17 protein-coding genes and 2 rRNA genes (1 of these 19 only partly in view) are annotated in these 19,388 nt (G+C 68.8%); 11 read left to right on the top strand and 8 right to left on the bottom strand.

All coding sequences use genetic code 11. From position 1 onward, the window contains the following. The first annotated feature begins 2 nt into the window (after positions 1-2). On the top strand, positions 3-1,388 hold the full coding sequence (locus A6A40_RS12885) for a flagellar hook-length control protein FliK (RefSeq protein ID WP_063635735.1): 1,386 nt from the start codon (positions 3-5) through the stop codon (positions 1,386-1,388). A 20-nt stretch (positions 1,389-1,408) separates the two neighbouring features. Beyond that, positions 1,409-2,071, top strand: a complete 663-nt coding sequence (locus tag A6A40_RS12880) for a flagellar hook assembly protein FlgD (protein ID WP_063635734.1) — start codon at positions 1,409-1,411, stop codon at positions 2,069-2,071. 35 nt (positions 2,072-2,106) lie between these two features. Here the strand turns inward: A6A40_RS12880 and A6A40_RS12875 are convergent, their stop codons facing one another. The 5 genes from A6A40_RS12875 to flgF are packed head-to-tail and all read right to left on the bottom strand — an operon-like array spanning position 2,107 to position 5,627. Next, on the bottom strand, positions 2,107-2,577 hold the full coding sequence (locus tag A6A40_RS12875) for a hypothetical protein (protein WP_063635733.1): 471 nt from the start codon (positions 2,575-2,577) through the stop codon (positions 2,107-2,109). Between the two features lie 28 nt (positions 2,578-2,605). Further along, positions 2,606-3,337 carry a flagellar basal body L-ring protein FlgH gene (gene flgH, locus A6A40_RS12870; RefSeq protein WP_063635732.1) on the bottom strand — a complete coding sequence of 244 codons (732 nt, stop codon included), beginning with the start codon at positions 3,335-3,337 and terminating at the stop codon, positions 2,606-2,608. Positions 3,338-3,384: 47 nt separating this feature from the next. Continuing rightward, a complete protein-coding gene (flgA, locus tag A6A40_RS12865) occupies positions 3,385-4,089 on the bottom strand; it encodes a flagellar basal body P-ring formation chaperone FlgA (RefSeq protein ID WP_063635731.1) in 705 nt (234 codons plus the stop codon). Further along, positions 4,086-4,871, bottom strand: coding sequence for a flagellar basal-body rod protein FlgG (gene flgG / locus A6A40_RS12860; protein ID WP_063635730.1), 786 nt, complete (start codon positions 4,869-4,871; stop codon positions 4,086-4,088). The genes flgA and flgG overlap by 4 nt, the downstream gene beginning before the upstream one ends. 24 nt (positions 4,872-4,895) lie before the next feature. After that, a complete protein-coding gene (flgF, locus tag A6A40_RS12855) occupies positions 4,896-5,627 on the bottom strand; it encodes a flagellar basal-body rod protein FlgF (protein ID WP_063635729.1) in 732 nt (243 codons plus the stop codon). Between the two features lie 144 nt (positions 5,628-5,771). Here flgF and A6A40_RS12850 point away from each other — a divergent pair, with 144 nt between their 5' ends. The 9 genes from A6A40_RS12850 (at position 5,772) to A6A40_RS12810 (ending at position 16,419) form a co-directional block, all read left to right on the top strand. After that, positions 5,772-8,186, top strand: coding sequence for a hypothetical protein (locus A6A40_RS12850; protein WP_063635728.1), 2,415 nt, complete (start codon positions 5,772-5,774; stop codon positions 8,184-8,186). 104 nt (positions 8,187-8,290) lie between these two features. Then, positions 8,291-9,178: a flagellar motor stator protein MotA gene (gene motA, locus A6A40_RS12845; protein ID WP_063635727.1), complete on the top strand. Its 888-nt coding sequence runs from the start codon at positions 8,291-8,293 to the stop codon at positions 9,176-9,178. Positions 9,179-9,184: 6 nt separating this feature from the next. Beyond that, the gene (locus A6A40_RS12840; RefSeq protein ID WP_063635726.1) at positions 9,185-10,210 is read left to right on the top strand and encodes a flagellar motor protein MotB; all 1,026 of its coding nucleotides are present in this window, start codon (positions 9,185-9,187) and stop codon (positions 10,208-10,210) included. 382 nt (positions 10,211-10,592) lie between these two features. Then, positions 10,593-11,837 (top strand): flagellar hook protein FlgE, encoded by a 1,245-nt coding sequence (locus A6A40_RS12835; RefSeq protein WP_063635725.1) that lies wholly within the window; start codon positions 10,593-10,595, stop codon positions 11,835-11,837. Between the two features lie 25 nt (positions 11,838-11,862). After that, positions 11,863-13,260 carry a flagellar hook-associated protein FlgK gene (gene flgK, locus A6A40_RS12830; RefSeq protein WP_063635724.1) on the top strand — a complete coding sequence of 466 codons (1,398 nt, stop codon included), beginning with the start codon at positions 11,863-11,865 and terminating at the stop codon, positions 13,258-13,260. 5 nt (positions 13,261-13,265) lie between these two features. Next, a complete protein-coding gene (locus A6A40_RS12825) occupies positions 13,266-14,369 on the top strand; it encodes a flagellin N-terminal helical domain-containing protein (RefSeq protein WP_063635723.1) in 1,104 nt (367 codons plus the stop codon). 11 nt (positions 14,370-14,380) lie between these two features. Continuing rightward, positions 14,381-15,550, top strand: a complete 1,170-nt coding sequence (locus A6A40_RS12820; protein ID WP_063635722.1) for a flagellar basal body P-ring protein FlgI — start codon at positions 14,381-14,383, stop codon at positions 15,548-15,550. Between the two features lie 15 nt (positions 15,551-15,565). Beyond that, on the top strand, positions 15,566-15,904 hold the full coding sequence (locus A6A40_RS12815; protein ID WP_063635721.1) for a rod-binding protein: 339 nt from the start codon (positions 15,566-15,568) through the stop codon (positions 15,902-15,904). Next, on the top strand, positions 15,901-16,419 hold the full coding sequence (locus A6A40_RS12810) for a hypothetical protein (protein ID WP_063635720.1): 519 nt from the start codon (positions 15,901-15,903) through the stop codon (positions 16,417-16,419). Before A6A40_RS12815 ends, A6A40_RS12810 begins: the two co-directional genes overlap by 4 nt. A gap of 3 nt (positions 16,420-16,422) precedes the next feature. Here the strand turns inward: A6A40_RS12810 and A6A40_RS12805 are convergent, their stop codons facing one another. The 3 genes from A6A40_RS12805 to A6A40_RS12795 all read right to left on the bottom strand — a co-directional run. Then, the gene (locus tag A6A40_RS12805) at positions 16,423-16,968 is read right to left on the bottom strand and encodes a hypothetical protein (RefSeq protein WP_063635719.1); all 546 of its coding nucleotides are present in this window, start codon (positions 16,966-16,968) and stop codon (positions 16,423-16,425) included. A gap of 199 nt (positions 16,969-17,167) precedes the next feature. Further along, a 5S ribosomal RNA gene (rrf, locus tag A6A40_RS12800) occupies positions 17,168-17,283 on the bottom strand. A gap of 141 nt (positions 17,284-17,424) precedes the next feature. Continuing rightward, positions 17,425-19,388 (bottom strand): 23S ribosomal RNA (locus A6A40_RS12795) (it continues 1,210 nt past the right edge of the window).

Here is a 19,388-nt window from a genome sequence, read left to right as displayed (position 1 = left end):
CCATGACCAGCATGCCAGATGCCGTCGCGGCACCGTCCCGCTCCACCCCGTCTCAGCGCGGCGGCTCCGCTGGCGGCGATGCGCGCGACGGCGACTTCTCCAGCCTGGTGGAGGACGCCGCGGAAGACGAACCCGACGAATCCGCGACTCGCCCCGACCGTCTGCGCAGACGCAAGGAACCGAGGCCCGACACCCCCGCCGCCGCACAGTCCACGGTCACCCACGCGGTCGTACAACCGGCGGTCCAGCCTGGCGGCAGCACCGACGCGCCGCTGATGCCCTGGATGGCCGCCGCCAACCCGGCCGCGCCGCCGCCGGGCATGCCCGCGGCACCGGCTCCGAATCCGGGCGAGGCAGCTGCGCTGGCCGGGCAGCAGGCCCTTTCCGCTATTGGAAACGGCAACCGGACCACGGGGAACGCTGCCGCTCCGCAGCAGCCGGTCGAACCGTCGGCAACCGGTGCCCCCACGCCTGCGGGCACGACACAGAGCGCAACCAGCGCCGAGGGCGCGCCTCAGGGGGCCCCTAGGGACGCCACGGGCCAGAACGAGGCCGAGCCCGCGTTCCCGCAATCCATGTCTGTGCCCACAGAGGCGACCGCCTCGACCGCAGCCATGCCAGCCCCCACCGTCGCCGCCGACGCGGACGCAGACCCGGACGGGCGCGCCAGCCGCCGCGACGAGAGCAGCGATCCCCGGACCGCGATCCGCTCCGCCCGCGGAACCGGCCGGCCGGCCGCCGCCGACAAGGCGGACCAGCCCGTCAGCGCCGCGGCGTCTTCCCGGACGGCCCAGCCCGCCGCCGATGCAGCGGTCGCCGCCGCCACTCCCGAACCGGCGCCCGCTTTCGGCACGCCGCCTTCCGCCAACAGCGGCACCGCCGCGACCGGCTTCGAAGCCCTGCCCACCCTGCCCGCACAGGCCGCGACGCACTATGCCGCCGCCGCGGCATCGGGCCGGGCCGCAACGGCGCACAGCCCGGCAATGGCACAGTTGGCCGCTCCGCTGGTGCGCGTGCTCGACTCCGGGGGCGGCGAGTTCCACATCGACCTCGCCCCGGCGGAGCTGGGCCGCATCCGCGTCGTCGCCGACGTCAGCGACGGCAAGGTCTCGCTGACCGTCCAGGCCGAGCAGGCCGACACGCTGGCCCTGCTGCGGCGCGACCTGCAGCAGCTCGAACGCGCGCTCGGCGACGCCGGCCTGTCGCTCGACAATTCCAGCCTGCAGTTCTCGCTGCAGGACGACGGCCAGTCGCGCGGCTTCACCGCTCCCGACCGGGACCGCGCCGCCGCCGGCTGGCGCGCTCAGGTCCAATCCGACCCCGGTCCCGCCCCCGTCGACGACAGACCGATGCGCCCGATCGACGGGCTGGTCGACGTCACCGTCTGAACAGGAAAGAGCTTTTCGTCATGACCACCGCTCCCAGCACCGGCGTCACCGCCCCGAAGACCGCCCCCGCGTCCGCAGACGAGACCAAGAAGGCGACCGTCGATTACGAATCCTTCCTGAAGCTGCTGACCGCCCAGCTGCGCAACCAGGATCCGCTGGCGCCGATGGACGCTTCGCAGTTCATGACCCAGCTGGCGCAGCTCTCCACGGTGGAACAGTCGATGCGCTCCAATGACACGCTCGGCAAGGTGCTGGACACGCTGAAGAGCAGCGGCATGCGGATGGACATGGCCCTGCTCGGCCGCAAGGTGGAGGTGGAATCCAATCAGCTGTCGCTGACCGGCGGCAAGGCGGAGGCCGCCTACACGGTGGACGGCCAGCCGGCCTCCGTGAAGCTGGACGTGCTGAATGCCGCCGGCAACGTGGTGTACAGCACGCCGGGCGCCCTGCAGACCGGCCGTCAGGTCTTCAGCTGGACCGGCAAGACGCCCAGCGGCGGCACCGCCCCCGACGGCCTCTACACCCTGCGGGTGACGGCCAAGGACAAGGATGGCAAGACGCTGAACACCGCCACCGTCGTCACCGACACGGTGGCCGAGGTGCGCAGCGTCGACGGCGCCACGAAGTTCGTGCTGAAGAACGGCGCCACGGTGGAGTCCAGCGCCGTGCTGTCGGCGTCGTGAGGCAACGCGCCCGCTCCAACCCTGGAGAGGGGATGTTACAGCCGCGTGTTTTCCTGGCGCAGCAGCCGGTCGATCAGCACCGCACGGACCGGCCGGGCGCTTTCGGGGCCGGTGAAGGTGCCGTTGGCGCCGGCCAGCAACGCGGTCGCCACCCCCTGCGGATCGACCGACGGGCCGTTGAAGCGGCCATGTCCGGCGAGGTCGAACAGCGCCTCCAGCATGGCGCTGCGCGCATGCGGCAGGCGGCGGCGCAGCAGCAGCGCGTCGTCGGCGCTGGACGCCTCCAGCGTCACCTGGGTCAGGATGAAGGCGACGGTACGGCCGCGCTCCAGCATCGGCACGACCAGCTGCCCGGCCTCGACGTAGTAGGGACCGCCGGCAACGGCTGCCCCGGCATCGGGCTGGCCGCCGGCAGCCGCGCCTCGCGGAACCTCGAAGCGGCCGAAGCCGTAGCCGCCGGCAAAGGCGAGTGCGGCGGCCACGGCGAACAGCAGGACGGCTTTCATGATGCGGAATCCCCGGTGAAGCCGGATGTCAGAAGGGCAGGATCACGTCCAGCACCTGCTGGCCGTAGCGCGGCTGCTGCACGTCGGTGATCTGGCCGCGGCCGCCATAGGTGATGCGCGCCTCGGCGATCTTGTCGTATTCGATGGTGTTGGCGTTGCTGATGTCTTCGGGACGGATGACGCCGGCGATGCGCATCTCGCGCAGTTCGTAGTTCACCCGCACCTCCTGCCGGCCGGCGATGACGAAATTGCCGTTGGGCAGCACCTGCGTCACCACGGCGGCGACGCGCATGGCGATGCGCTCGTTGCGCTGGATGGTGCCGTTGCCGCTCGACGTGCTGGAGCTGTCGAGATCGACCAGGCTCGACGGATCGACCGCGTCGGGCAGCACGGCGGGCAGGCGGCTTTCCAGCCCGAAGAAATTGGGCAGCCCGGCCTTCTCGTTGTTGGTGCGTCCGCGCTGGGTGCTGTTGCGCAGCTGCGCCTGGTCGGAGATGTCGATGACCACCGTCAGCAGGTCACCCACCGACTTGGCGCGCGGATCGCGGAAGAAGTCGCGCGATCCGGTGCGCCACAGGGAGCTGGGGATCTGCTCCGCCATGGTCGGCTGCGGCATCGGCAGCGAGATCACGCGTGCCTCCGGCTGCATCGCCGGGTTGGAGATCTCCGACAGGGTGGGAGCGCTGCCGATATCGGACAGCCGCGCGCAGCCGCCGGTCGCAAGCGAAAGCAGCAGGATGGGGACGAGCGCGGTGCGCATGACGGAAGCTCCCTAATATGGGTCGATCAGGGCCGCGCGACCACTATTCACGGTCTTTGCGGAATGCGCGGGCCGTTCACGGAAACGGTTTCCGCGCCGGTGACGGTCCCGGTGACGATGGTGCTGCTGGCGATGTTCATGACGCGCACGATGTCGCCGACGCCGCCCTCCTGCAGGGCGCGTCCGCGCGCCGCCAGAACCAGGGCGCCGTCCTCGTAAACCAACGTCACCGGCCGGTTGCGCTGGACGACGATGGGCGCCCCGACCGATCCGACCTGGATCAGCCGGCCGGCCGGGATCTGGCGGCGCGGCGACAGGCCGATCAGCGCGTCGGCCGAGGAGATGAATCCCGACCCGGCGCGGTCCAGCGACAGACGGACCGTGGTCAGGTCGGCCGCCTCGATGATCTCACCTGGCCGGATGCGGCGGACCGGCACAGGCATCGCCACCTCGACCTCGGCCCTGCCGTTCAACTCGACGATCCCGCCGTCGCTGAGGATGCGAGCCTGGAAGGTTCCGGTGCGGGGATCGAGGTTGATGTCGCGCACGGCGTCCAGCCTGCCGTCGAACGGCCGGCCGAGAGTGACCGCCACCTGCGCGTCGGCCGGCACCGTCGGGCCGAGGGAGGCCAGAAGCTCCTCCGCCAGCCGGGACTCGACCGGACCCGCAGCGGCATGCAGCGGCAGTGCCAGGGCGGCTCCAAGCAGCAGGAAGGCCAGGGGACGCCGGATGGTGTGCAACACCGTCGTCACCGCATGTTCGTCATGGTGGAGGCCATCTGGTCGCCGGCCTCGATCACCTTGGCGTTCATCTCATAAGCGCGCTGGGCGGAAATCAGCTCGGTGATCTCCTGCACCACGTTGACGTTGGAGGATTCCAGGTACTTCTGGCGGATGGTGCCGAAGCCGGCCTGACCGGCCAGCCCGTCCTGCGGCTCGCCCGATGCCGGGGTGGCGCGGAACAGGTTGTCGCCCAGCGCCTCCAGGCCGCTGTCGTTGACGAACACCGTCATCGCCAGCTGGCCCTGGTTGACCGGCTGGTTCCGCCCATCGACATAGGCCAGCACCTCGCCGGAGCGGTTGATCACCACCTCGCGCGTGCCCTGCGGCACGGTGATGCCGGGGGCGACAGTGTAGCCGTCGGCGGTGACGATGCTGCCCTCCGGCGACAGCTTGAAGCTGCCGGCACGGGTGTAGACGGTCTCGCCGCCGGGCTGGGTCACGTTGAAATAACCGCGGCCCTCAATCGCCAGATCCAGCTCGTTGCCGGTCGAGGTCAGGTTGCCGGTGGTGTTGATGCGGTTGACCGAGGTCGGCCGCACGCCCAGCCCCACCTCGACGCCGGTCGGCACGATGGTGCCCGAATCGGTCGACTGGCTGCCCTGCCGCCGCTCCGCCTGATACATCAGATCCTGGAATTCGGCGCGCGAGCGCTTGAAGGCCGTGGTGTTGATGTTGGCGATGTTGTTGGAGATGACCTCGACGTTCATCTGCTGGGCCATCATGCCGGTGGACGCGATGCTGAGCACGCGCATGGACGGACTCTCCCTATTGGAGCTTCAAGAGGATTTGCCGAGGCGGTTGATGGCGGAGCGCAGCAGGTCCTGCCCGTCGTCCACCATCTTGGTCACCGCCTGATAATCGCGGGTCAGGTCCATCATGCGGCCGATCTCGACGATGCCCTGCACGTTGGACCGTTCGACCTTGCCTTCCACCAGCCGGGTGTCGGGGGCGGGACGCGCCTCCATGCCCTCGCCCGGCTCGAACAGCAGGTCGCCGGTCTGCTTCAACTGCTGCGGGTTGTCGAAACGGAAGACGGCGATGCGGGCGATGACATTGCCGTCGGCCGACAGCAGCCCGTCCGACCCGATGCTGATGACGCTGCTGTCGGACGGGATGACGATGGGGCGGCGGCCGTCGTCCAGCACCGGATAGCCGTTGGTGCCGACCAGCGTGCCGTCCGCGTCGCGGCGCAGCCGGCCGTCACGGCTGTAGCGCACGCCGTCGGGCGACTGCACGGCGAGGAAGCCGTCGCCGTCCAGCGCCACGTCATAGGGATTGCCGGTCTCGGTGAAGGCGCCGGCGCGCAGATCGGTGTAGGTGGACCGGTCGATGGTGAAGGCGATGCGGTCGGTCGGCTTGCGTCCGCCGGCCTCCAGCGCCGCCTCGAACAGGGTGCGTTCGCCGCGGAAGCCGGCGGTATTCATGTTGGCGACATTGTTCGCCACGACGTCCAGCTGCCGCCGAAGCGCCATCTGGCGCGACAGTCCGATGTAAAGCTGGTTCTCCATCGCCGAACTCTCCGGTTTTGAACTCCGCCTTAATCTGGACGATGCAGTTTAAAGCCGGGTTTCAACCTGGACCGTCCCGGCCGGCACCTTTCCGGTCTTGGACAAGGTTTGGCGATCATTTCGATAAAATGCGAGACGACTGTGATGAAACGGCGCCCGGATACCGCATCGCTTCTCAGTTCGACGCTGGCCCTCGCCCTGCTGGCGGGATCCGGTCCGGCACAGGCGGCCTCGGTCCGCGCACAGCTGGGCGACCATGGCGATTACTCGCGGCTGGTGCTGTCCATACCGAAGGGGCTGGAGCCGGTGGCGGTCGTCGACGGCTGCGTTCTGCGCATCGGCACGCCCGATCCGGTGCGCTGGCCGCTCGCCAGCCTGCGCGAGACCTTCTCGCGCCGCCTGTCGGATTTCGTGACCGCGGATGACGGGCGCAGCCTGACCGCGGCGATCCCCTGCGGCGCGCGGGTTTCCAGCCTCATCGAGCGCCGGATGTTGATCGTCGATGTCGCCGGCCCGCCGGTGCCGGGGGTCAAGCCGGGGGCGCCTGAAGGGGGGGCGGTGGAGGTGCCGGAGGCGGTGGTTGCCGCGGGGCCGGAACCGGTGCCGCAGGGCGGTACTATCGGTGTCGCCCAAGTCGTGGAAGCTCTGAATCCTATCGGCACCGCCAACGCGACGCCCGCCAATCTCCCTCTCCCGGAAGAGTCCCCTCTCCCCGGGGGGGAGAGGGGGATTCAACCCGGGGCGGGAGAGGGCATATCCCCACCTGCTCCCCTCGTCGCCAGCCTGGAAGGCGAGGTGCGCTCCAGCATCGAGGACACGCTGTGGCAGCTCGACCGCATGCCGGACCGCAGCACGAAACCCGCCCTGCGGGCGGCCGAACCACCGAAGCCCCCGGCACCGCCGCCCATCGGGGCGATGGACCTCGCCGCCTGGGCCGGCGACGACTTCAACCGCAGCCGCGAGGCGCTGCAGAGCGCTGTTCGGACGGCACAGGGCCGGGCGCGGGTCGATGCGCAGATCGCGCTGATCCGCTTCCTGCTGGCCCGCGCCATGGACGAGGAAGGACGCGCGGCGCTGGAGACGGCGGCCAGCCTGTCGCCGGCACCCGACCAGCGCTATACCCTGCGCATCCTCGGCGACGCCTTCCGCGCGCTCGACCGCGAGGACGCGCCGGACGACAGCCTGTTCGTCCAGCTGCCGGCCGGCGTCATGCCCGACCATAATGTCTGGCGCAGCGTCGCGCTGGCGTCCTCCCGCTGGGCGGCGGCCAAGGAGGGGTTGCCGATCGCCCTGCGCCGCCTGCTCGACTATCCGCCGGACCTGCGCAGCCGCCTGCTGACCACGCTGGCCGCCGCGTCGGACGAGGCCGGGGACAGCGCCGCCCTGAGCCTGATCGTGCTGGAGATGATCACCGTCGATTCGAAGGGCATGGCCGACGGACGGCTCGATTACTTCCGCGGTCGGCTGGCCGAGCTGAAGGCGACGCCCGACGCCGCGCTCGACCGCTACGACGCCGCCGCAGCCTTGCGCCGCGGCCCCTTCGCCCGCCGGGCCGAGGTGCGCGCCATCGAGCTGCGCCGCAGCCTGGGCCGGCTGGACGAGGATGGCGCCATCGCCGCGCTGGAGGCCCTGCGCTTCGCCTGGCGCGGCGACGAGATCGAGACCGACGCGCTGGCCGCCCTCGGCGCCGCCTATGCCCGCAGCGGCAGGACCGACGCGGCGCTCGACATCTTCGGCCTGCTGGGCCGCCGTTTCGGCGCCACGACGCGCGGGCGCGACGCCCTGGCGGCCGGGCGCAACCTGTTGGACGCGGTTCTCGACCGCCTCGACCGCGCGCCGCCGGGCGGGCTCTATGCGCTGGCGCTGCAGGCCAGGCACGGCCGGCTGGTCGCGCTCGCCGACAGCCCGGATGGCGGGCTGCGCCTCCGCCTCGCCACCCTGCTGCTGCGCGACGGCTATGCGCTGGAGGCCACCCGCATCCTGCATGCCCTGACCGAAAGCGCGACCGGATCCCAACGGGCGGAGCTGGGCGCCACCCTGGCCCGCGCCCTGATCGACAGCGGGCGCGAGGCCGAGGCGCTGGACGTGCTGTCCGGCACCGGCAGCCCGACGCTGGAGCCCGCCCTGGCCGAACGCCGCGCCCTGCTGCGCGCCGACGCCCTGCTCGGCGGCGGGGACACCGTGCGGGCGCTCGACACGCTGCGCGGCCTGGGCGGACCGGAGGCGGCGCGGCTCCGTGCCCAGGGGCTGTTCGCTGCCGGCGAGTGGCCCGCCGCCCGCAAGGCCTTCGCCGAGCTGGCCGCCACCGGCGCCGAACCGACGGCGGAGGATGTCGCCCTGCAGGGCCTGTCCGCCTATCTGGCCGGCGACGCCGATGCCCTGCGCGGGCTTGGCGACCAGCAGCGCGGCCGTCTGGCGGGCACCCGCTGGGCCGGGCTGCTCGACGCGCTGGCCCCGCCGCCCGCCGACGGCCCGCTGCGCGCGGAGTCGGTGGAGCGCGACCTCGCCGCTGCCGCCGCGCTCGACCGGCTGGCCCGCGACTGGCGCGGCAAGCCCTGACCCGCGGGCTGCGATCCGTAAAGCCGCTTTAAACGGCGGCCTGTAGCGTCGGCAGCGCGTTGCCACCCGTCGCGACGGCCTGTGCACTTCCGGAGAAGAGAACCATGCGCTTGATGTTCGGGTTGATCGCGGTGTTCGCCAGCGTGCTGGGCGGATTCTATGCGATGGGCGGGCGGATGGCCGTGCTGTGGCAGCCGGTCGAGATCGTCATCATCATCGGTGCCGGCATCGGCGGCTTCGCCATCGCCAACAGCCCGTCGGTCCTGCGCGACACGCTGCGCGCCGTCGGCGCCATCGCCCGCGGGCGGAGCACGCCCAAGAACGACTATCTCGACATGATCGCGCTGGTCTACGGCCTGCTGCGCGTCGCCAAGTCCAAGGGCATGTCGCAGATCGAGGCCGACATCGACAAGCCGGCTGAAAGCCCGCTGTTCACCCAGTATCCAAACGTGCTGCGCTATGAACGCTGCATGACCTTCCTGTGCGACTATCTGCGCCTGATCGCGCTGGGGCAGGACAACCCGCACGATCTGGAATCGCTGATGACGGAGGAGCTGGACACGCTGGGCCGCGAGCTGAACCAGGTGCCGAAGGCGCTGCAGAATCTTGCCGACGCCCTGCCGGCGCTGGGCATCGTCGCCGCCGTTCTGGGCGTCATCAACGCCATGGGCGCGATCAGCGAGGCGCCGGAGGTGCTGGGCCGCATGATCGGCGGCGCGCTGACCGGCACCTTCCTCGGCGTGCTGCTGTCCTACGGCATGGTCGGTCCCATCGCCAGCGCTGCCCGCCAGCGCCGCGAATCGGAACTGAACATGTATTTCTGCATCAAGGCGGCGCTCTGCGCCTATCTGCGCGGCAGCCCGCCGCAGGTCTGCGCCGAATATGCCCGCAAGGTGCTGTACACCGACATCCAGCCCAGCCTGGCCGAGGTCGAGGTCGCCACCACCCTGTCGTCGCAGGCCAAGGCCCGCGACGCCCGCCAGCCGGCGTGACCGGCCATGCCGCGCAAGACCGCCCTCCCCCCGATCATCGTCAAGCGCCATCTCGGCGGCCATGAGGAAGAGGAGCACAACGGCACCTGGAAGCTGGCCTATGCCGACTTCGTGACGGCGATGATGACCTTCTTCCTGGTGATGTGGCTGATGAACATCACCACCACCGAACAGCGCAAGGGCATCGCCGACTATTTCAACCCGGTGGCGGTGTCGCAGAGCAACTCCGGCGCCGACGGCATGCTGGCCGGCCGCTCGGTCGACAAGAGCGGCTCGCTGACCACCCCCAATGCCGCCGGCGATCAGGCCAGCCCGGTGGCCTCGCCGCCGGTCGTGGCGTCGGTCGGCGACAGCGACCGCCAGCCGGCCGGCCGCAAGGATCCGATGCCCCACCCGGCCGGCAGCCCGACGCCACCGGTGGACCTGCTGCGCCCAGCCGCCGAACCGGCGCAAGCCGCAGCCGCACCGGCAGCAGCCGAACCTCCGCCCACCGGCGCCACCGCGACGCGGGCGGAGTTGGAGGCGCTGCTCGACCGCCAATCCGCCGAACTGACCGAACGGGTGGCGCTGGAAACGCTGGAGCGCGACCTGCGCCAGCGCATCGCCGCCTCGCCCGATCTCAACGCCCTGCAGGGCAGCCTGGTGATCCAGCAGGTGCCGGAAGGCTTGCGCGTCCAGCTGACCGATCAGGCACGCTTCTCGATGTTCAAGGTCGGCTCGGCCCAGATGAACGAGCAGGGCCGCCGGCTGATGCGGATGGTGGCCTCGGCGCTGGCCTCCGTCCCCAATCCCATCGGCATCACCGGCCACACCGACGCTCTCGGCTATGCCCCAGACGCCAAATACGGCAACTGGGAGCTGTCGAGCGACCGCGCCAACGCCGCCCGCCGCGAACTTCTGGCCAGCGGCATCCCCGGCAGCCGCATCGTCCGCGTCGAAGGCCGCGCCGACCTCGACCATTTCGGCAGCAGCGACCCGCTCGACCCCAGCAACCGGCGGATCAGCATCACCCTGCTGCGGCGGCCGGGGTGAGGAGGCGTGGTGGTGCCCCCTCCCTACCCCCCCCCCGCTCTCGGCCGGCCAAAGGCCGGTCCGATCGCGGGAGAGGGAACTCCGCCACTCCTTTGCCACGCTCCCGCAAAGCTCCTGCCCCCTCTCCCGCGGAACGCGGGGGAGGGATGGGGAGGGGGCAACACAAAAGAACTTCCAAATAAAAACTCCCAAGCATTTTAACAAAAGCGCCCGCTTTTTCTTTTAAAGCGCCTTTAAAACCCCTTCGCTACCGTTAACCCCGTCAGTCCTTCGCGGAGAATCCCGGGACGCGCCACTCCCCTTCCGTTCGCCGATTCCGTTCGTCGTCACTGCGACGGCCCGTTCGACGGCCTGTTCAACGGTTGACCTGAGGATCCCAAGGATGAGCCTGTACAGCGCTATGCGTTCCGGTGTCAGCGGCATGGCGGCGCAAAGCTCGCGCCTCGCCGCCATCTCGGACAACATCAGCAACTCCCAGACAGTCGGCTACAAGCGCGCCACCGTGGATTTCTCCACCCTGGTCACCTCGCCCGGCGCCCGCAGCACCTACACGGCCAGCGGCGTGCAGTCGACCACGCACTATCAGGTGCAGCAGGACGGCACCATCCTCGGCACCGGCTCGACCACCGACATGGCGATCAGCGGCGACGGCTTCTTCGTCGTCGGCAACAAGTCCTCCGGCACGCCGGAATATTCGCTGACCCGCGCCGGCAGCTTCCTGCCCGACGAAAGCGGCTTCCTGCGCAACAACGCCGGCCAGTATCTGGAAGCCTGGAAGCTGAACCCCGACGGCACGCTGCCCAACGTCAGCACCGCCCGCTTCGACGACCTGCAGTCGGTCAACATCGGCAATCTCGTCTATGGCGGCTCCAAGACGACGACGATGAACTTCTCCGGCAACCTGCCGGCCCAGGCGGCGGCGGGCGACAGCTTCACCACCAGCCCGACCTTCTACGACGCGCTCGGCAACGCGCTCGATCTGTCGCTGACCTGGACCAAGGGCGCCACGCCCAACGAATGGACGCTGACCGCCACCGGCCCGACCGGCTACACCGTGGGCGGCGCGCCGCTGACGCTGACCTTCGCCGCCACCGGTCCCAATGCCGGAAAGCCGGTGGACGGCGCCGGCCTGCCGCTCGACCCGATGCCGGGTCTCACCGTCACCTCGCCGGCCACCCCGGCCTCCGACAGCTTCACCATGTCCCTCGGCAACCTCACCCAGTTGAACGGCGACTATGTGCCGACGGTGACGCGCGACGGCGCCAAGGTCGGACAGGTCACCTCGGTCGACATCGACGACGGCGGCAAGCTGTGGGTGCTGTACGACAACGGCGCCCGCCAGGCGCTCTACCAGATTCCGGTCGCCACCGTGACCAACCCCGACGGTCTGGTCGCCCAGGACGGCAACACCTACGTTCTGGGGTCCGACACCGGCACGCTGACGCTGGGCGCCGGCAAGCAGGGCGGCGCCGGCACCGTGGTCGGCGGGGCCCTGGAGCAGTCGAACGTCGACATCGCCACCGAACTGGTGTCGCTGATCGAAACCCAGCGCGCCTATTCGTCGAACGCCACCCTGGTGCGGACCACCGACGAGCTGGTGGAAGAAACCACCCGCCTGAAGCGTTGAGCCCAGTCCCGACGGAGCCCCGGCCATGAGCGTCCAACTCGCCCTCACCGCCGCCCTGTCCGGCCTGCGCACGACGCAGCAGCAGGCGGCGATGACCTCCCACAATCTCGCCAACGCCACCACCGCCGGCTATGTGCGCCGCGACCTCGCCCTGTCGTCGGTCAACACCGCCGGCCGCGGCTCCGGGGTGCAGGTGGACGCCGTCGCCCGCAAGGTGGACGAGCTGCTGATCCGCGACGCCCGGTTCGAGACCAGCCGCTACACCGGCCAGGAGGCGCGGGCGTCGGCGCTTGCCGACTACGCCCTGGTGCTGGGACAGCCGCAGGACGAGAAATCGGTCTCCACCCAGCTGTCGAAGCTGCAGCAGGCCTTCTCCCGCCTGCACGGCATGCCGCAGGACGAGGCCGCCCAGAATGCCGTGGTGTCGCAGGCGGTCACGCTGACCGATTCGCTGAAGCGGGCGGCGGAGGCGGCGCAGACCGTACAGTCCGACGCCCGCGACCGCCTGCAGACCTCCGTCGACACGGTGAACGGCTCGCTGCAGCGGATCAGCGACCTGAACGGCCGGATCGCCGATCTGGACGCGCGCGGCGGCGACGCCGGCGACCTGCGCGACGAGCGCGACCGCCTGCTCGACCGGGTGTCGCAGGAGATCGGCATCCGCACCTACAGCCGCGAGGACGGCCAGATGGTGGTGATGACCCGCAACGGCCAGACCCTGCTCGACCATCCGCTGGCGCCCGGCGAACAGCCGCTGACGCTGCTGGGCGACGAGGTGATGGCCAACGGCGTCGCCCTGTCCGCCAAGCCGGACAGCGAGATCCAGAGCGGGCGGATCATGGGCTATGTCCAGACGATCAAGCAGGACATGCCCCGCGCGCTGGCCCAGCTCGACGAGATGGCCGCCGGCCTCGTCCAGGCCTTCCAGGGAGCCGAGGCAGATCCGACCCAGCCGGGGCTGTTCACCGACGCCGGTGCCGCCTACGGCACCACCGCCGGTCTTGCCTCGCGCATCGCCGTCAACGATTCGGTGCGCACGGAAAGCTGGCGGGTGCGCAGCGGCGTCCAGGCGGCGGCCCCGCTCCAGCCCGGCGACCAGACGCAGATCGACAGGTTCCTGACCGTCTTCACCACCGCGCGCAGCTTCGCCGCCACCGACATGCCGGCCTCCGCGACGCTCGGCAGCTACGCCACCGCCATGGTGTCGGCCCAGCAGGGCTACCGCACCGGCGCGGAAGCGGAGATGAACGCGCGCAAGATCAGCGCCGACACGCTGGAGTCCGCCCGCATCAACCGCGACGGCGTCAACATCGACGACGAGATGCAGAAGCTGCTGCTGATCGAGCAGAGCTATGGCGCCAGTGCCCAGGTGGTGCAGGTCGCCGGCCGCATGATCGACATCCTGCTGCAGATCAAGGGGTAAGTCCGATGCTGTACAATGCCCTGTCCACGCTGGGGATGAGCCGAAAGCTGCAAAGCACCATGACCCGGCAGCAGATGGAGCTGGTCCGCGCCAACGAGGAGGTGGCGACCGGCATCCATGCCGATGTCGCGGCGACCATCGGCGCCAGCACCGGCCGCGACATCGCGCTGCGCAACCTGTTCGACCGCACCGACGAGTATGTGAAGACCACCGACCTGCTCGACGGCCGGATGAAGATGATGGACAGCGCGATGACCAGCATCATCGCGTCCGGCACCGACCTGCTGGCCGCCGCCTCCACCGGGCTGGGGCAGCAGTCGCCGACCGGCAGTTCGCTGCAGGTGCGGGCGCGCGGCGTGCTGGATCAGGTGGTCGGGCTGCTGAACGCGTCGGCCGGCAACGCCTATCTGTTCGCCGGCACCGCGCTCGACCAGCCGCCGATGCGCAATGTCGACGGCGACAAGTCGGGCCTGCGCGCGCCGATGCAGATCGTCCGCGACGCCATCCAGTCCGCCACCGGCGGCACCGAGATGCCGAAGACGGCGGCGGAGACCGCCGCGGTCATCGCCCAACTGGACGACCTCTTCGCCGTGCGCGACCCGGCGACGCCGGCCCCCGCCCCGCTGACCGACACCTTCGAGGGCGGGCTCTACACCGGCACCACCTCGCTCCAGCCCGGCGGCGCCGCCTCCCCGCGCGTCGCCGGCCGTCCGGCCGACTCCAGCACCATCGCCTATGGCGTGCAGGCCAACGACCCGATGATGCGGGAGCTGCTGGAAGGCATCTACATGCTGGCGGCGGTCGACACCTCCGCGATGGATGTCGACGCCTATCCCGACTATATCAGGACGGCGGTCGACAAGCTGTCCGGCGGCCTCGGCAAGCTGCGGGAGGCGACGGCGCAGCTCGGCGTCCAGCGCGCCCAGGTCGCCACCCTGGCCGAACAGCACAAGACGCAGAAGTCGATCCTCAGCCTGCAGATCGACAATCTGGAAGGCGTCGACCCCTATGAGGCGAGCACGCGGATCAGCCAGCTGGAGGCGCAGATCGACGCCACCTCCGACGCCACCGCGCGCATCGCCAAGCTCCGCCTGACCAACTACCTCTAGGTCCCATCGCCATGAGCCCCGGCATCCAGGCCCCCGTTCCGCGCCGGCTCCGGCCCGCCCTCAACCGTGCCGCGGCACTGGCCGCCGCGCTGCTGGTGGCGCTCGCCGTCCTGTCGGCCCTACCCGCCCCGGCGGCGGCGCAGACACGGGTCAAGGATCTGGTCACCTTCGACGGGGTCCGCCGCAACCAGCTGGTCGGCTACGGCCTGGTGGTGGGGCTGAACGGCACCGGCGACCGCCTCATCAACACCCCCTTCACCGAACAGAGCCTGAAAGGGATGATGGAGCGGCTGGGCATCAACACCCGCGGCGAGACCCTGCGCACCCGCAATGCCGCAGCGGTGATGGTGACGGCCAGCCTGCCGCCCTTCCCGCGCCAGGGCACCACCGTCGACGTGACGGTTTCCGCGCTGGGCGACGCCACCAGCCTGCTCGGCGGCACGCTGGTGGTGACCCCGCTGCTGGGTGCCGACGGCGAGGCCTATGCCGTCGCCCAGGGGCCGCTGTCGGTCGGCGGTTTCAGCGCCGGCGGAGCCGCTGCAACCGTGACCAAGGGCGTTCCCACCACCGCCCGCATCGCCAACGGCGCCACGGTGGAACGCGAGCTGAAATTCGCCCTGAACGATGTCGGCGCGGTGCGCATGGCCCTGCGCAACCCCGACTTCACCACGGCGATCCGCATCGCCGACGCGGTGAACGGCCGGCTCGGCGCCGGCAATGCCCGCGTGGTCGACCTGACCACGGTCGATGTACGGATCACCGGTGCGTATGTCGGCAACGTCCCCCGCCTGATCGGCGAGATCGAACAGCTGCCGGTCCGCCCCGACGCCATCGCCCGCGTGGTGGTGGACGAGCGCAGCGGCACCATCGTCATCGGCGACGATGTGCGGGTCAGCCGCGTCGCCATCACCCAGGGCAACCTGACCGTCCGCGTGGTGGAGACGCCGCAGGTGTCGCAGCCGCAGCCCTTCAGCAACGGCTCCACCGTCGTGGTGCCGCGCACCGACGTGCAGGTGCAGGAAGGCAATGGCCGCCAGTTCGTCACCGTGGGCGGCAATGTCAGCCTGCAGCAGCTGGTCAACGGCCTGAACGCGCTCGGCGTGGGCCCGCGCGACATGGTGGCCATCCTCCAGGCGATCAAGGCCGCCGGCGCCCTGCACGCCGATCTGGAAATCATCTGACCGCGAGAATCGACGATGGACATCGCCGCAGCCACCTTCCGCGCCACAGCCGCGACTGCCCCCGCAGCCTCGACACCGGCCGTTCCCAACCCGGCGGCAGCCGAAAAGGTCGCCAAGGAGTTCGAGGCGATGCTGGTAAGCCAGTTGATGGAGAGCATGTTCGCGGGCATGCGCGAAAGCCCGCTGTTCGGCGGCGGCGGACCGGCGGAAAAGCCGTGGCGCAGCATGCTGCTGCAGGAATACGGCAAGGCCATCGCCGAGTCCGGCACGCTCGGCATCGGCCGGATGACGCATGACGAGATCGCCCGCCTTTATGCCGCCCAGGGGCTCACCCAGCCGGAGCAGCCGTCATGAGCGTCACCCTCAAGGACCTGATCCACGAATTCGCCCCAGACCGCGCCGCCGAACCGGCGCCGCTTGAGAACATGGCCGCCCCCGATCCCGGCTATGACGGCGCCACCGCGCTGCTGGTGCGCGACTTCCTCGACGCTGTGGAGGCTCTGTCCGCCGTCCTGGAGGAGGAATCGGCCTGCATCGCCGCCGGCATGCTCGACCGGCTGGAGGTCTTCGCCCACCGCAAGGCGGCGATGGCCGAACAGTTGGAGGGCGCCGTGCTGCGGGCGCGCGACGAAGGCATCCGCCTGCCCGACGACCTGCGCGCGATGACGCTGGAGCGCATCGACCGGTTGGAGCGGGCGGTGTCCACCAACGCCTCCGGCCTCGTCGCCCTGCGCAAGGCGGTGCTGACCATCAATCGCAACCTGCTGATCGCGCTGGAAAGGGCTGCCAGCGACGGCACCTATGCCCGCGACGGACAGGCGCGCCGGCCGGTGGAACTCTCGGCCTCGGGCCTGAACGCCAGCCTTTGAGACTCAGCCGCGGCTCTTGACGCTCGCCAGTTCGCCGGCCTGCTCCAGCTTGATGATGCAGGCGACCAGCGCGCGCTGGAAGCCGCGGGCGTCCGACGGCAGCGCCACCCCGGTGCCTGTCGGCCAGAACTCGACGAAGGCGAGGCTGCCCTCCCCTTCCGCGCTTTGGCCCGGCCATTCGAAGGCGATGCCAAGCCCGATCTCCTTCGTTGTCCGCCGATGGTCGGTGACGAGGATGTGGGCCTCCCAATGCATGCCGCCGCTGCCGCGCTCGGCCCGCTGCTGGCTCCAGCCCCGCAGATAGTCGCGGAAACTCTCCGACTGACGGTCGAGCCGCACATAGCTGGAGCGGTCGGTCACCGTCTGTCCCAGCTTCGTCGTATAGCGGGCCTGGGCGAGCGCGCGGGTCACGTCGGCACACAGCTCCTCGATCTGCGCGAGGCTGCGCCGCACCGTGTCGGCCAGGGCCGTCGCCAGTGCGGGACCGGTCAGTGCCGCCTTGCTGTGATCCTTGCGGTAGATGTCGAAAAGATCGTCCGAGTCGCCCATCGCCGTCCCCACGCCGCCGCCGTCCGGCGGACCACTGCGACCAATCCACCAAAAACAAATTAATAGCCTGTGAAGCGATCGAAAATGCGCAGCCCAGGCACACGAAAACGCCCCGGCTCTGTTGAACCGGGGCGTTTTTCGATGTGTGCAAAGATGTCAGCGATTTCTGCTTCGGTTTGGCGTCTCTTGAGGCTGAGTGACCTGGCGGCGACCTACTCTCCCACGTCTTAAGACGCAGTACCATTGGCGCGGAGGCTTTTCACGGCCGAGTTCGGGATGGGATCGGGTGTTTGACACCTCGCCATGACCACCAGGTCACCCAGGCTCAAGACCGACGCTACCCAAAGCGCTTTCGCTGTCGTGCAAGTGATGTGAGGATGTATCGAACTGGCGGGCTTGCGTCAAGCAGGGCCTTTGAGCAGGCTTGCTGCTGCGCATGGCGCGGTCTGTGGTGTCGAGATCAAGCCGATCGAGCGATTAGTAAGGCTTAGCTTCAAGCATTGCTGCCCGTCCACATGCCTCCTATCGACGTGATGGTCTGTCACGGCTCTCAAGGGAGCTCTGGTTTAGAGGTGGGTTTCCCGCTTAGATGCTTTCAGCGGTTATCCCGTCCATACTTAGCTACCCGGCCATGCCACTGGCGTGACAACCGGTGCACCAGAGGTATGTCCATCCCGGTCCTCTCGTACTAGGGACAGATCCTCGCAAAACTCCGACACCCACGGCAGATAGGGACCGAACTGTCTCACGACGTTCTAAACCCAGCTCACGTACCACTTTAATCGGCGAACAGCCGAACCCTTGGGACCTGCTCCAGCCCCAGGATGTGATGAGCCGACATCGAGGTGCCAAACGACTCCGTCGATATGGACTCTTGGGAGTCATCAGCCTGTTATCCCCGGCGTACCTTTTATCCGTTGAGCGATGGCCCGTCCACGTGGAGCCACCGGATCACTATGGCCGACTTTCGTCTCTGCTCGACTTGTCAGTCTTGCAGTCAGGCGGGCTTATGCCATTGCACTCGACGAGCGATTTCCGACCGCTCTGAGCCCACCATCGCGCGCCTCCGTTACACTTTGGGAGGCGACCGCCCCAGTCAAACTACCCGCCATGCAGGGTCCCGGACCCGGATAACGGGCCACGGTTAGATGCCAGAGACTTCAAGGGTGGTATTTCAAGGTTGGCTCCACACGGGCTGGCGCCCATGCTTCCAAGCCTCCCACCTATCCTACACATGAAGTCCCTAGCACCACTGCAAAGCTGTAGTAAAGGTGCACGGGGTCTTTCCGTCTGACCGCGGGAACTCCGCATCTTCACGGAGAGTTCAATTTCGCTGAGTTGGTGTTGGAGACAGCGGGGAAGTCGTTACGCCATTCGTGCAGGTCGGAACTTACCCGACAAGGAATTTCGCTACCTTAGGACCGTTATAGTTACGGCCGCCGTTTACCGGGGCTTCAATTCAAGGCTTGCACCTCTCCTCTTAACCTTCCGGCACCGGGCAGGCGTCAGACCCTATACGTCGCCTTGTGTGGCTTCGCAGAGCCCTGTGTTTTTAGTAAACAGTCGCTACCCCCTGGTCTGTGCCCCCCGCCATGGCTTGCGCCACAACGGGGCCCTCTTCTTCCGAAGTTACGAGGGCAATTTGCCGAGTTCCTTCAACACCATTCTCTCAAGCGCCTGGGTATACTCTACCAGTCCACCTGTGTCGGTTTGGGGTACGGTCTATATGGCGGGGCTATTTCCTGGAACCGGTCCACAGCACGATCAATCCGATAAGATCGTACACGCTTTCCAATCCGTCACCTCCGCCAGGCCCACGACTATTAACGTGGTTCCCATCGACTACGCCTTTCGGCCTCGCCTTAGGGGCCGGCTCACCCTGCGTGGATTAACCTTGCGCAGGAACCCTTGGACTTTCGGCGACAGTGTTTCTCACACTGTTTGTCGCTACTCATGTCAGCATTCTCACTTCCGATACCTCCAGGCGACCTCACGGGCACCCTTCGCAGGCTTACGGAACGCTCCGCTACCACTCAGAGGACAGATGCCAGACGGCAGACGTCAGTGGCGTTCGGCTTTGCCCAGGCCTTGGAGCATGCGGGCAACTTCCTGGAAGCCGTCCCGCCATGTCTGCCATGTTTCCTGGTCCACATAGCCGAGATCCAGACAGTAGCGGCACCACAGCCTCATCTCGTCTGCCGACGAGATCGCGATGTGCAGGTATCGCCTGAACTCTGTTTTCGACCACTGTTGTCTGGAAAAGCCTTCAACCAGGTTCGCACACACCGATTTGGAGGCCCGCCGCATCTGGTCGGCGAGCGCTCCCTGCTCGATGGCAGGAAACCCAAGGCTTTTCTGGTGTATTTCCAACGACAGCCGGTAGGCTTTACGGAAAACCTCCAGGTCCTCGAACGAAGACC

It is taken from the genome of Azospirillum humicireducens, from assembly GCF_001639105.2.
GTDB lineage: Bacteria > Pseudomonadota > Alphaproteobacteria > Azospirillales > Azospirillaceae > Azospirillum > Azospirillum humicireducens.
The sequence above is the reverse complement of the archived record's forward strand: the minus strand, read 5'-3'. Positions and strand labels throughout refer to the sequence as shown.